Annotated in this window: 11 protein-coding genes and 1 pseudogene; 10 read left to right on the forward strand and 2 right to left on the reverse strand. The window is 71.7% G+C overall.

The features are described 5' to 3' along the window. Nucleotides 1–435: 435 nt before the first annotated feature. From ssd to ACFQ6S_RS12025, 6 genes are all read left to right on the forward strand, one after another. Nucleotides 436–1563, forward strand: coding sequence for a septum site-determining protein Ssd (gene ssd / locus ACFQ6S_RS12000; RefSeq protein ID WP_383406812.1), 1128 nt, complete (start codon nt 436–438; stop codon nt 1561–1563). Between the two features lie 476 nt (nt 1564–2039). Continuing rightward, a complete protein-coding gene (locus ACFQ6S_RS12005) occupies nt 2040–3239 on the forward strand; it encodes a TadA family conjugal transfer-associated ATPase (RefSeq protein ID WP_383409198.1) in 1200 nt (399 codons plus the stop codon). Further along, on the forward strand, nt 3223–4092 hold the full coding sequence (locus tag ACFQ6S_RS12010) for a type II secretion system F family protein (RefSeq protein ID WP_383406815.1): 870 nt from the start codon (nt 3223–3225) through the stop codon (nt 4090–4092). The genes ACFQ6S_RS12005 and ACFQ6S_RS12010 overlap by 17 nt, the downstream gene beginning before the upstream one ends. A gap of 49 nt (nt 4093–4141) precedes the next feature. After that, on the forward strand, nt 4142–4945 hold the full coding sequence (locus ACFQ6S_RS12015; RefSeq protein WP_383406818.1) for a type II secretion system F family protein: 804 nt from the start codon (nt 4142–4144) through the stop codon (nt 4943–4945). A gap of 141 nt (nt 4946–5086) precedes the next feature. After that, nucleotides 5087–5296, forward strand: coding sequence for a DUF4244 domain-containing protein (locus tag ACFQ6S_RS12020; RefSeq protein WP_383406821.1), 210 nt, complete (start codon nt 5087–5089; stop codon nt 5294–5296). After that, nucleotides 5283–5678, forward strand: a complete 396-nt coding sequence (locus ACFQ6S_RS12025; protein WP_383406824.1) for a TadE family type IV pilus minor pilin — start codon at nt 5283–5285, stop codon at nt 5676–5678. The genes ACFQ6S_RS12020 and ACFQ6S_RS12025 overlap by 14 nt, the downstream gene beginning before the upstream one ends. A 59-nt stretch (nt 5679–5737) precedes the next feature. On the opposite strand, the gene ACFQ6S_RS12030 is transcribed toward ACFQ6S_RS12025, so the two are convergent. Then, nucleotides 5738–5998, reverse strand: a complete 261-nt coding sequence (locus ACFQ6S_RS12030; protein WP_383409310.1) for a hypothetical protein — start codon at nt 5996–5998, stop codon at nt 5738–5740. Between ACFQ6S_RS12030 and ACFQ6S_RS12035 the strand changes: the two are divergent. After that, nucleotides 5900–6100: pseudogene (locus tag ACFQ6S_RS12035) on the forward strand (Rv3654c family TadE-like protein); the annotation flags it as partial. The gene ACFQ6S_RS12030 and the pseudogene ACFQ6S_RS12035 overlap by 99 nt on opposite strands. Nucleotides 6101–6170: 70 nt before the next feature. Here the strand turns inward: ACFQ6S_RS12035 and ACFQ6S_RS12040 are convergent. After that, the gene (locus ACFQ6S_RS12040) at nt 6171–8825 is read right to left on the reverse strand and encodes a DEAD/DEAH box helicase (protein ID WP_383406827.1); all 2655 of its coding nucleotides are present in this window, start codon (nt 8823–8825) and stop codon (nt 6171–6173) included. A gap of 82 nt (nt 8826–8907) precedes the next feature. On the opposite strand from ACFQ6S_RS12040, the gene bldG reads away from it, so the two are divergent. The 3 genes from bldG (at nt 8908) to ACFQ6S_RS12055 (ending at nt 12521) form a co-directional block, all read left to right on the forward strand. Continuing rightward, the gene (bldG, locus tag ACFQ6S_RS12045; RefSeq protein ID WP_003975386.1) at nt 8908–9249 is read left to right on the forward strand and encodes an anti-sigma factor antagonist BldG; all 342 of its coding nucleotides are present in this window, start codon (nt 8908–8910) and stop codon (nt 9247–9249) included. 121 nt (nt 9250–9370) lie between these two features. Beyond that, the gene (locus tag ACFQ6S_RS12050) at nt 9371–9808 is read left to right on the forward strand and encodes an ATP-binding protein (protein ID WP_383406830.1); all 438 of its coding nucleotides are present in this window, start codon (nt 9371–9373) and stop codon (nt 9806–9808) included. 307 nt (nt 9809–10115) lie between these two features. After that, entirely contained in the window at nt 10116–12521 is a 2406-nt protein-coding gene (locus ACFQ6S_RS12055; protein WP_383406833.1) for a sodium-translocating pyrophosphatase, read from the forward strand. Nucleotides 12522–12620 lie beyond the last annotated feature (99 nt).

Genomic DNA, 12620 nt, shown 5'->3' on the forward strand with positions numbered 1-12620 from the left:
GTCGGCCGTGGAGACGACCCCCGCTCTCCCCCCCGGCGGGGGTCGTCGCATGTCCGGGTGGGTTTTCCTCTTCTGAGCGCGGCCGCGAGGCCGATGTCAGGTCGCTGCGGCGGCCTGGTCAGCATGTTCAAGATTCGTGACTGTGTGTAGCCGTCGCGCTGCTCTGCGGAAGTCGCACACGGGTCGGTGTGGGGGTCACCGGTTTGGGTGACGGCGATATTCACAACTACTGAGTTGTCCACAGTTATCGACCAAGATCCACACGATTTCCGGGATCGCTGCACCGTGATTCCAACGCGTCCCGCTCGGCCGACTTCATGGCCGGTTCTGGTTAGTCGGGCGTGTTTGGCCGGTTCGTATCGGCCGTTCATATGGAGGCCGCTTACCGGTTCTTCACACGGATGGGAATCGCGGGGCCGCAGGGCTGCGCGAGTGATGCAGCGAAGGGGGACGGAAGCCGTGACCGCAGCCGTCACACACGATCCGCCGTACGCCGCCTCCGGGCGGCCGGGCAAGCCGTTGATCGTCACGGAGGACGCCGAACTGCTGGACGACCTGCTGCGCCTGTGCGCCGCGGCCGGCGCCACACCCGAGGTCCACCATGGAGTGCCTGAGCCCAGAGGCAGTTGGGAGGGCGCTCCGCTCGTCCTGGTCGGCGACGACGCCGCCCGCCGCGTACGCGGGGCCGGTCGCAGGCGCGGAGTGGTGCTCGTCGGACGGGACCAGGACGACGCCGGGGTCTGGCGCCGGGCCGTCGAGATCGGCGCGGACCATGTCCTGATGCTTCCCGACGGCGAGCAATGGCTGGTCGACCGCATCGCCGACGTGACGGAGGGCGTCGGCCGACCCGCCCTCACCGTCGGCGTCATCGGCGGCCGCGGTGGCGCCGGAGCCTCCACGCTCGCGTGCGCCCTCGCCGTCACCGCCGCGCGTGAGGGACTGCGCACCCTGCTCGTGGACGCCGACCCGCTGGGCGGCGGACTCGACGTCGTGCTCGGCGGGGAGGCGGCCGAAGGGCTGCGCTGGCCCTCGTTCGCCGGATCGCGCGGGCGGCTCGGCAGCGGGGCGCTGGAGGAGTCGCTGCCGAAGCTGCACTCCTTGCGGGTCCTGAGCTGGGATCGCGGCGAGTGCGTCGCCGTTCCGCCGCAGGCGATGCGTGCCGTGCTCGCCGCGGCCAGGCGACGGGGCGGCGCGGTCGTCGTCGACCTGCCCCGCCGCATCGACGACGGGGTCGCGGAGGCCCTCGCCCAGCTCGACGTCGGCATCCTCGTGGTCCCCGCCGAACTGCGCGCCGTCGCCGCCGCCCGCCAAGTGGCCTGGGCGGTCCGGCTGGTCCTGCGGGACCTGCGGGTGGCCGTGCGCGGGCCGTACGCACCCGGGCTGGACGACCGCGAGGTGGCCCGGCTGCTGGAGCTGCCGCTGGTGGGCGAGGTGCCCGTCGAGACGGGGCTGCTGCGACAGCACGAGAGCAAGGAACCGCCGGGGGCGGTGGGGCGGGGGCCGCTGGCGCGGTTCTGCCGGGAGTTCTGGGAGCGGGCGTTGGTCGAGGCGAGGGCGGCATGAGTACGGATTCTGGGCTCGACCGGGTGCGCGGTGGCGAGGGTGGTTCGGTGCGGGCGTCGCCTGGGCGGGGTCGGTCGGACGGCGACGCGGTGGCGGCCGGGGCGCGGCTCGCTGGGCCGCGCAGGCGGGCGCCTCGGTGGGCGTCCGGTGGTGGGGCACGTACGGGCGGGTCTCGGGCGGTGGCGGATGGCGGGGCGACTGCGGGTGCGAGTGCGCGTCGGGCGTCGGATGGCGGGGCGAGTGCCGGTGTGCCTCGTCGGGCGTCGGATGGCGGCCTACGCGTGTCCTCGCCGCGATGGGTGACCGACGACAGGGCGTCTACGGACGCGGCTGGATCGGCCTCGTCCGGCTCGGGCGGCTCAGCTGGCGGTGATGCCGGAGCGCGGCCGTCGCAGGGCGTGGTGAGTACGGCCGGTGCGGGGCGGGAGTTGGCCGTCCGGGCCGGTCCGGCGGCTGTGCGGTGGGCGACGGACGCAATGGCGGGCCGGGCGGGTATGCCGTCGGAGCTGCTCGACGGGGTGCGGCAGTGGCTGGCCGAGAGCGGGGGCGAACCCACGCCCGCGCGTGTGGCGCAGGCGCTGCGGGAGCAGGGCAGGGTGCTGGGGGACGCCGAAGTCCTCGGGGCGGCCGAGCAGTTGCGCTCCGAGCTGGTCGGGAGCGGCCCGCTGGAGCCGCTGCTCGCCGACCCGTCGGTGACGGACGTGCTGGTGTCGGCGCCGGACCGGGTCTGGGTGGACCGGGGCGGCGGTCTGGAGCTGACGTCCGTGTCCTTCCCGGACCCGGCGGCCGTACGACGCCTCGCGCAGCGCCTCGCGGCGGTCGCCGGGCGGCGACTGGACGACGCGCGCCCCTGGGTGGACGCCCGTCTGCCCGACGGGACCCGACTGCACGCGGTGCTGCCACCGGTCGCCGTCGGCTGTGCGTGTCTGTCGCTGCGAGTGGTACGGCCGCGTGCGTTCACGCTCGACGAACTGGTCGCGGCGGGCACGGTGCCGCCGGGCGGGGACCTGGTCCTGCGCGCATTGGTCGACGCCCGACTGTCGTTCCTCATCAGCGGCGGCACCGGCAGCGGCAAGACGACGCTGCTCAGCGCGTTGCTCGGGCTGGTCGGGCCGGGCGAGCGGATCGTGCTCGCCGAGGACTCCGCGGAGCTCAGGCCCGACCACCCGCACGTCGTACGGCTGGAGAGCAGATCCGCCAATCAGGAGGGCGCCGGTCTCGTCACCCTGGAGGACCTGGTCCGGCAGGCGCTGCGGATGCGGCCGGACCGGCTCGTCGTGGGTGAGGTGCGCGGACCCGAAGTGGTGCATCTGCTGGCCGCGTTGAACACCGGCCACGAAGGCGGATGCGGGACCGTCCACGCGAACGCGGCGGGCGACGTTCCCGCCCGGCTGGAGGCGCTCGGCACAGCGGCAGGGCTCGACCGGGCCGCGCTGCACAGTCAGTTGGCGGCCGCGCTGTCGGTCGTACTGCATCTGGTACGCGACCGGAGCGGGCGTCGGCGGATCGCCGAGGTGCATGTGCTGGAGCGGGACCCGTCGGGGTTGGTGCGGACGGTGCCGGCGCTGCGGTGGGGCGAGGAGGCGTTCGCGTACGAGCGGGGGTGGGAGCGGCTGCGGGGGTTGCTTCGTGAGGGGTTCCGTGAACGTGAGGGGTTCGGTGATTCGAGTGGGTGAGGTGTCGGCGGGCGTGGCCGTGCTGTGCCTCGGCGTGGCGGTCTGGTTGCTGGGCGGCCAGAACTCGGGGGCTCGACGGGCCCAGTTGCTGCTCGCGGGAGGTGGGGCGGTGGGTGCCGGGCCGCCCGACTGGCGACGGTTGGCTGGGGATCTGCGGCGGTTGCGGGGGCGGATGCGGGCCGAGTGGTGGGCGCCGGCCGTCGGGCTGGTGCTGGCAGTGCTGGGGGCGTCTGTGCTGCCGGTCGTCGCGGGAGCGGCCGGGGTGCCGTTGCTGCGGCGGGTACGGCTGGCCCGGGAGGCGCGGCGCACGCGGGAGCGCCACGGGGACGCGGTGATCGCGTTGTGCGCGGCGCTCGCCGGGGAGGTGCGGGCCGGGCGACAGCCGAATGAGGCGTTGCTGCGGGCGGCACGGGACTGCGGCGGGCTGGGTGAAGCGCAGTCCGCGGTGCTGGCGGCGGCGAGGTTCGGCGGGGATGTGCCGGGCGTGCTCGCCTCCGCGGCACGGCAGCCGGGCGCAGAGGGACTGTCGGGCCTGGCGGCGTGCTGGCGGGTGGCCGTGGATCAGGGCGCGGGGCTCGCGGCCGGCCTCGACCGGCTGGAAGGGGCACTGCGGGCCGAGCGGGATCAACGTGCAGATCTGCGCGCCCAGTTGGCGGGAGCCCGGTCGACGGTGGCGATGCTCGCCGGGCTGCCGGTCCTGGGACTGCTGCTCGGTGCCGCGATGGGGGCCGATCCGCTGCACGTGCTGCTGCACACCGGGGCGGGCATCGGCTGCCTGGTCGTCGGCGGAGTGCTGGAGGGGGTGGGGATGTGGTGGGCGACGCGGATCGTGCGGGGAGCGGAGGCGGTGTGAGGACTCGAGTCGAGCCAGGGCGTGAGAAGCGTGAGAAGGGGGTGGCGGCGTGAGCGTCGAGGTTGTCCACAGGCTGGGGACGGCTTTGGGGACGGCTTTGGGGGCGGTGCTGGTCGTCGGGTGGCTGTTGCGGTGGTGGGCGGACGTCCGGCACGAGCGCAGGGTTCAACGACGGTTGGCGGGGTTGATGACGACCGCCGACCTGGCGCCGACGCGCAGACGGTTCGACGTCCGGCAGGGCATGCGGCAAGGGCTGCCCGTGGTGGCGGTCGGGGCTGCCGGTTGGGCGCTGGTCGGCGGGGCCGCCGGTCTGGTGGTGGGGCTGGTCGTCGCGGCCGGGCTGTGGGTGTGGCGGCGCCGTCAGAAGGCCGTGGGAGCCGGTGTGGAAGAGGTCGACGCCGGTGAGGTGGCACGCCGGCTTCCGCTCGCCGCCGATCTGCTGGCGGCCTGTATCGCGGCCGGAGCCGGTCCGGTGATCGCGGCGCAGGCCGTGGGCGAGGCGCTGGGCGGTCCCGTTGGGGACGGGCTGGCGCGCGGCGCGGCGGAGGTGCGGCTCGGTGGTGAACCGGGCGAGGCATGGCAGCGGCTGGCCTCGATGCCGGGGGCCGGGGCGCTGGCGCGGTTGCTGGAACGGGCCGATGTGACGGGTCTTCCGGCGGCCGGACCGGTCGCGCGGCTCGCCGCGGAGGCCCGCGCCGAGTGGACCCGCGCTGCCACGGAACGGGCCAGACGGGCGGCCGTCATGGTCACCGTGCCGGTGGGGCTGTGCTTCCTGCCCGCGTTCATCGCGGTCGGCGTGGCGCCGGTGGTGATCGGGCTCGCGGGTGGGGTGTTGGGAGGGGGTGGTGGATGACGGGGTGAGGCGGGGCGTCCGGCAGTGGGCAACAGGCAGTCGGCAACCGGCGGTAGGCAACCGGGCTCGGGGCTGTCGCGGCGTTCAACAGCAGGCGTTCAACAGCTGGTTTCAACAGGACTGAACCTTACGGGGGTTGAGATGTACAAGGCGGTACGGGCGCGGATGCGCATGCAGTTGTGGAGGGTGCGAGCGGCGCGGAGGGATGCCGGGATGGTCACCTCCGAGTACGCGATGGGGATCGTCGCGGCGGTGGCGTTCGCCGTGGTGCTCTACAAGGTCGTGACGAGCGGCGAGGTCAGCGCGGAGTTGCAGGCCATCGTGAAGCGGGCGCTCGATGCGCGGATGTGAACGGGACGGCGGGCGCGAGCGCAGGGCGGCTTGGCGCTCGGACCGGGGGTTCGTGACCGCTGAGTCGGCCGTCGTGCTGCCGGTGCTGGTCATGTTCGCGATGGCACTGGTGTGGGGGCTGCTCGTGATGGCGGCGCAGATCCAGTGCGTGGACGCGGCCAGGACCGGCGCACGCGCGGCAGCTCGGCAGGATCCGATGGAGGCGGTCATCGAAGTGGCGCGTGAGACGGCGCCGCGCGGCGCGTCGGTGACGGTTGACCGAGAGGGAGACGAGATCCATGTGGTCGTCGTGGCCAGGCCACCGGTGCTGAGGGGGCTCTCGTTCGAGGTACGGGAGGAGGCCGTGGCGTCGGCGGAGGACACGGTGGGGGCGGGGACATGAGGAGCGGAGGTTGCACAACCGGCCGTAGTCCTCGTGCCGATCGCCGGTCGCGGCGTGACTCAACTGGCGGTCGGCGCACGGTCCGCGAGCCGGCCGTCGCCCTCCGCCAACACGACGGCCCCGACGGCGGTTCCGACGGCGGCTCCGACGGCGGCTCCGACGGCGGTTCCGACCGAGGTTCCGCCAGCGTGTGGAGCCTCGGTGGCATCGCCGTGCTCTGCATCGTCTTCGGCGTCGTACTCGCCCTGGGCCACGCCGTAGTGACCCGGCACCGTGCGGCCGGCGGTGCGGATCTCGCGGCGCTGGCGGCGGCCGACCACTGGGCGGAGGGCGGTACGGCGGCCTGTGCGAGGGCGGAACGGGTTGCGCTGGCGCAGAGAGCGCGGCTGGTGCGGTGCGTGATGGCCGGCGAGGTCTCGGACGTCACGGCGGCATCGGGCCGAGGGCCCTTCGAGGCGGAGGTCAGGGCGCGGGCGGGGCCGGCGGGGCCGACTACGCCTTCGGGGATTCCGGGGCCGACGGGGCCTCTTGAGTCGACGGAGCCTCTTGGGCCGACGGAGCCGGCGAGGGTGGCTGTGCCGCTGACGGGGCCATCGCCCGGCCCAGCGGGGACGAACCGGCCGAGACCGGTTCCGTGAGCGGCTGAGCGGCCGACGTGGGCGGCCTCCCGCGCTCCTCCCGGGCCGGGACGGCCTCCCCCTCCACCGCTCCCTTCAGCAGCACACCCAGCAACCGCACCGCACCCCTCTTGTGCAACGGGTCGTTCCCGTTGCCGCACTTGGGGGACTGGATGCAGGACGGGCAGCCGGCCTCGCACTCGCAGGAGGCGATGGCCTGGCGGGTGGCCGTGAGCCAGGAGCGGGCCGTGTGGAAGGCGCGTTCCGCGAAGCCGGCGCCGCCGGGGTGGCCGTCGTAGACGAAGACCGTCGGGAGCAGCGTGTCGGGGTGGAGCGGGATCGAGACGCCGCCGATGTCCCAGCGGTCGCAGGTCGCGAAGAGGGGCAGCAGGCCGATGGAGGCGTGCTCGGCGGCGTGCAGGGCGCCGCCGAGGATCTCCGGGTTGATCCGGGCCTCGTCCAGCTGGTCCTCGGTGACCGTCCACCACACCGCGCGTGTGCGCAGCGTACGAGGAGGGAGGTCGAGTTTCGTCTCGCCCAGTACTTCGCCTGTGATCAGCCGGCGGCGCAGAAAGGAGACCACTTGGTTGGTGACCTCGACGGAGCCGTAGCACAGGCGGCCGTCGCCCCAGGGGACCTCGATGTCCGTCTCCAGGACGGAGATGGCCGTCGTGTCGCGGGCGACCGTCGAATACGGCGGGGCGGCCTCCTCGACCAGGGCGACCGAGTCCTCCAGGTCGAGGGAGCGGACGAGGTAGGTGCGGCCCTGATGGAGGTGGACCGCGCCCTCGTGCACCGAGCCGTGCGCGGAGCCCGCGTCGACCGTGCCGAGCAGGCGTCCCGTCCCGGCCTCGACCACCTGGACCGGGCGGCCGCCCTCGCCGCGGATGTCGGTCAGGTCGGCGGCCCGCTCCCGGCGCGTCCAGTGCCAGGCCTTCGTACGGCGGCGCAGCAGCTTCGCGGCCTCCAGCTGCGGCAGCAGCCCCTCGGTCTCGGGGCCGAACAGCGCAAGGTCCTCGTCCGTCAGCGGGATCTCCGCGGCCGCCGCGCACAGATGCGGGGCCAGGACGTACGGGTTGTCGGGGTCGAGGACCGTCGATTCCACCGGACGGTCGAACAGGGCCTCGGGATGATGGACGAGGTAGGTGTCCAGCGGGTCGTCGCGGGCGACCAGGACGGCCAGCGCCCCCTGTCCGGAGCGGCCGGCCCGGCCCGCCTGCTGCCACAGGGAGGCTCGCGTGCCGGGGTAGCCGGCGATCAGTACGGCGTCCAGGCCGGAGACGTCGATGCCGAGTTCCAGGGCGGTGGTGGCGGAGAGGCCGAGGAGTTCGCCTGAGTGGAGGGCCTGTTCCAGGGCGCGGCGTTCCTCGGGGAGGTAGCCGCCCCGGTAGGCCGCGACACGCCGGGCGAGGGAGCGATCTACTTCGGCGAGGCGTTCCTGAGCGATCACCGAGATCAGCTCGGCGCCACGCCGGGAACGCACGAAGGCGACCGAGCGGATGCCCTGCACGGCCAGATCGGTCAGAAGGTCCGCCGTCTCGGCCGTGGCGGTACGCCGGACGGGTGCACCTTTCTCGCCCTGGAGCTCGGTGAGCGGGGGCTCCCAGAGGGCGAAGACCAGTTCGCCGCGCGGAGAGGCGTCGTCGGCGACCTCGACGACCGGAAGCCCGGTGAGGCGGCGGGCGGCCACCGCGGGCTCGGCGGCGGTCGCGGAGGCCAGCAGGAAGACGGGAGAGGCGCCGTAGCGGGCGCACAGGCGGCGCAGACGGCGCAGGACCTGGGCGACATGGGAGCCGAAGACACCGCGGTAGGTGTGGCACTCGTCGATGACGACGTACTTCAGCGCCTTGAGGAAGGAGGACCAGCGGGGGTGGGACGGGAGTATGCCCCGGTGCAGCATGTCGGGGTTGGTCAGCACGTAGTTGGCGTACTGACGGATCCACTCCCGCTCCTCGAACGGAGTATCGCCGTCGTACACGGCAGGTCGGACGGAATTGCCCAGCGGATGTGAAAGTTCCTTCACCGAACGGCACTGATCCGCCGCAAGAGCCTTGGTCGGAGCCAGGTAGAGGGCGGTGGCGCCGCGGCCGTTCGGGGCCTCGGAGCCGTCCAGGAGCGTCGAGAGAACCGGCACGAGGTAGGCCAGGGACTTTCCGGAGGCCGTGCCCGTGGCGACGACCACGGAGTCGCCGTCCAGGGCGTGCTCGGCGGCGCGTGCCTGGTGGGCCCAGGGATGTTCGATTCCGGCCGTCTGTACTGCGGCGATGATCTCCGCGCGGATCCGGTCGGGCCAGACGGCATGGCGGCCCGCGCGCGGGGGCACATGCTCCGTATGAGTGATGCGCGAAGCCCGACTCGGCCCCGAGGCGAGTCGGCCCAGCACCGCGCCCGGGTCCACCCGGGAAGCGGGGCCCGTCGGGGATCGATCGGATCGGTGATTCTTGGCCATTGGGACCGAGTGTGTCACTGGCGTGACGGACAATGGGACCAAGGCGTCGTGCACGCCTGCCGGTAAGTGATTGAATGCCATCGCGGCTGGCGAACCGTCTTGGGGGCTGCAAGCCGGGGTGTCCCAAGGGGCGACCGCTCGATAGCAAGGTGCTGGAGGATCCGTGGACCTGTCCCTGTCGACCCGTACCGTCGGCGATCGTACGGTCGTCGAGGTCGGTGGCGAAATCGACGTATATACCGCGCCCAAGTTGCGCGAACAGTTGGTCGAGCTTGTGAACGACGGGAGTTTTCACCTCGTCGTCGACATGGAGGGCGTGGACTTCCTCGACTCCACCGGGCTCGGCGTACTGGTCGGCGGCTTGAAGCGGGTTCGTGCCCATGAGGGCTCCCTGCGCCTGGTCTGCAACCAGGAGCGCATTCTCAAGATCTTCCGTATCACCGGCCTCACCAAGGTGTTCCCGATCCACACCTCGGTCGAGGAAGCGGTAGCGGCTACCGACTGATCACCGGACCCGGGCCCGCCGCACGGCGTGCCCGGGGCGGCAGAAGGTGAAAGTGAAGGGGGAGCGGGCTTTCGGCGGCCCGGTCCCCCCGACAGCACGCCCGAAGTTCCGAGGGGGATGCATGGCCACCGTTGAACTCCGCTTCAGCGCGCTGCCCGAGCACGTCAGGACCGCCCGGTTGGTGGCGGCAGCGGTGGCGCGCAGGGCCGGAGTGGACGAGGCCGTCCTGGACGAGGTCAGGCTCGCCGTGGGCGAGGCCTGCTCCCGGGCCGTCGGACTGCACCAGAGCGTCGGCATCACGGCGCCGGTGAAGGTGGCGCTGATCGAGGAGGAGAAGCAGTTCTCCATCGAGGTCGGCGACGAGGCGCCGCGCTCCGCTCCCGGTGAGCGGGCTCCCGGCGCCGCGGGCGACGACGGCGAGGTCGACGCCGAAGAGGACGAGATGGGACTCGCGGTCATCAGCGGTCTCGTCGACGACGTGGAGGTCTCCGCAGGGGAGCATGGTGGGCTGATCCGTATGACCTGGCCGACCACACCGCCGGCCGCGGTGCTCCGCTGACGAACGACCCACAGACCGACCTCATCACGAAAGGGCCCTGCTCAGCAGGGCCCTTTCGTGTTTTCACGAGCCGTGCCGCGAATTCGTGAAGGAATTCACGATCGATCTCCCGATAATTCGATCAAGCTTCAATGCTCACGTCAATGGTTTTAAGGCATTAGCACTTTCGGGTTCAGTGGCGTGATGTCGATCATTTGCTGAACGGCATGTGAAGGCCGATTCCGCTTACCGCCATCTGTTTTGATCAGGTTCCGGTACCTAGAATCCGTCCACATCTTGAGCTCAGCCCAAGCGTCAAGGAGGACGAATGGCGGGGCTTTCTACCCCTCATCAGCTGGACCATCCCTCAACCCTCGCGGCAGCGGTGCTGACCGACGACAACCGGATCATCGTGACGGTCATCGGCGTCGTCGCGCTGGCCGCGCTCGTGGTCGCGGGCGTCCTGGTGCGCCAGGTGCTCGCGGCGGGCGAGGGCACCGACAGCATGAAGAAGATCGCGGCAGCGGTCCAGGAAGGCGCCAATGCCTATCTGGCCCGGCAGCTGCGCACGCTCGGCGTATTCGCCGTCGTCGTGTTCTTCCTGCTCATGCTGCTGCCCGCGGACGACTGGAATCAACGCATCGGCCGATCGGTGTTCTTCTTGATCGGCGCCGCGTTCTCGGCGGCCACCGGCTATATCGGCATGTGGCTCGCCGTGCGCACCAATGTCCGCGTCGCCGCTGCCGCACGGGAAGCGACCCCGGCGGAAGGTGAGCCCGAAAAGGATCTCACCACCGTCTCGCACAAAGCCATGAAGATCGCTTTCCGCACGGGCGGCGTCGTCGGCATGTTCACGGTGGGGCTCGGTCTGCTGGGCGCCTCCTGTGTGGTGCTGGTGTACGCGGCCGACGCGCCGAAGGTGCTCGAAGGATTCGGTCTCGGTGCCGCGCTGATCGCGATGTTCATGCGTGTCGGCGGAGGCATCTTCACCAAGGCCGCCGACGTCGGCGCCGACCTGGTCGGAAAGGTCGAACAGGGCATTCCGGAGGACGACCCGCGCAATGCCGCGACCATCGCCGACAACGTGGGCGACAACGTCGGCGACTGCGCCGGCATGGCGGCCGACCTGTTCGAGTCGTATGCGGTGACCCTGGTCGCCGCATTGATCCTCGGCAAGGCGGCCTTCGGCGACTCCGGGCTCGCCTTCCCGCTGATCGTGCCCGCGATCGGTGTGATCACCGCGATGATCGGCATCTTCGCCGTGGCCCCGCGCCGCACCGACCGCAGCGGCATGAGCGCGATCAACCGCGGGTTCTTCATCTCCGCGGTGATCTCGCTCGCGCTCGTGGCAGTGGCCGTGTTCGCCTATCTGCCGTCGTCGTACGCCGACCTCGACGGCATCAGTGACGCGGCCATCGCGGCCAAGGAGGGCGACCCGCGGATCCTCGCGCTCGTCGCCGTGGGCATCGGCATCCTGCTCGCCGCCGTCATCCAGCAGCTGACCGGCTACTTCACCGAGACCAACCGCCGTCCGGTCCAGGACATCGGCAAGACCTCGCTCACGGGGCCCGCCACCGTCATCCTCGCCGGTATCTCGATCGGTCTCGAATCGGCCGTCTACACCGCCCTGCTGATCGGCCTCGGCGTCTACGGGGCGTTCCTGCTCGGCGGTACGTCGATCATGCTGGCGCTGTTCGCGGTGGCGCTCGCCGGCACCGGTCTGCTCACCACGGTCGGTGTGATCGTCGCCATGGACACCTTCGGACCGGTCTCCGACAACGCGCAGGGCATCGCCGAGATGTCCGGCGACGTCGAGGGCGCCGGCGCCCAGGTGCTCACCAACCTGGACGCGGTCGGCAACACCACCAAGGCCATCACCAAGGGCATCGCCATCGCCACCGCCGTCCTGGCGGCGGCGGCGCTCTTCGGGTCGTACCGCGACGCCATCACCACCGGCGCCCGGGACGTGGGCGAGAAGCTCAGCGGCGAAGGCGCGCCGATGAACCTGATGATGGACATCTCGCAGCCCAACAATCTCGTCGGCCTGATCGCCGGCGCGGCGGTCGTCTTCCTCTTCTCGGGGCTGGCCATCAACGCCGTGTCGCGGTCGGCGGGTGCCGTGGTGTACGAGGTGCGGCGGCAGTTCCGTGAGCGGCCCGGGATCATGGACTACACGGAGCAGCCGGAGTACGGCAAGGTCGTCGACATCTGCACCCGGGACGCCCTGCGCGAGCTGGCCACCCCCGGACTGCTCGCCGTGATGGCGCCCATCTTCATCGGGTTCACGCTGGGGGTCGGCGCCCTGGGCGCGTTCCTGGCGGGCGCGATCGGCTCCGGCACGCTGATGGCGGTGTTCCTGGCCAACTCCGGTGGTGCCTGGGACAACGCCAAGAAGCTAGTCGAGGACGGTCACCACGGCGGCAAGGGCAGTGAGGCCCATGCCGCGACGGTGATCGGCGACACGGTCGGTGACCCCTTCAAGGACACCGCCGGTCCGGCGATCAACCCGCTGCTGAAGGTGATGAACCTGGTCGCGCTGCTCATCGCGCCCGCGGTCATCCAGTTCAGCTACGGCGAGGACAAGAACACCGGCGTACGGGTGCTGATCGCCGTCGCCTCGCTCCTTGTGATCGTCGGCTCGGTCTATGTCTCCAAGCGACGAGGCATCGCCATGGGTGACGAAGGCAACGCCGAGCGGGTCACCAAACCGGCCGATCCCGCGGTGGTTTCGTAGGCGGTCTTACGGCGGCCCAGTTCAAGAGGCGGGGGGGGGGGGGGGGGTTGTGTTGCTCCCCCCCCCCCTTTGTTCTTTTTCTCCCCAGACACTGCCCCC

The organism is Streptomyces sp. NPDC056479 (assembly GCF_042795335.1).
In the GTDB taxonomy this organism is placed as follows: domain Bacteria; phylum Actinomycetota; class Actinomycetes; order Streptomycetales; family Streptomycetaceae; genus Streptomyces.

Bases quoted from the DNA above. Each gene is read 5' to 3' on its own strand.
- ssd (WP_383406812.1), top strand. From the start codon at position 436: ATGCAGCGAAGGGGGACGGAAGCCGTGACCGCAGCCGTCACACACGAT.
- ACFQ6S_RS12005 (WP_383409198.1), top strand. From the start codon at position 2,040: ATGGCGGGCCGGGCGGGTATGCCGTCGGAGCTGCTCGACGGGGTGCGG.
- ACFQ6S_RS12020 (WP_383406821.1), top strand. From the start codon at position 5,087: ATGTACAAGGCGGTACGGGCGCGGATGCGCATGCAGTTGTGGAGGGTG.
- ACFQ6S_RS12025 (WP_383406824.1), top strand. From the start codon at position 5,283: ATGCGCGGATGTGAACGGGACGGCGGGCGCGAGCGCAGGGCGGCTTGG.
- ACFQ6S_RS12040 (WP_383406827.1), bottom strand. From the start codon at position 8,825: ATGGCATTCAATCACTTACCGGCAGGCGTGCACGACGCCTTGGTCCCA.
- ACFQ6S_RS12050 (WP_383406830.1), top strand. From the start codon at position 9,371: ATGGCCACCGTTGAACTCCGCTTCAGCGCGCTGCCCGAGCACGTCAGG.
- ACFQ6S_RS12055 (WP_383406833.1), top strand. From the start codon at position 10,116: ATGGCGGGGCTTTCTACCCCTCATCAGCTGGACCATCCCTCAACCCTC.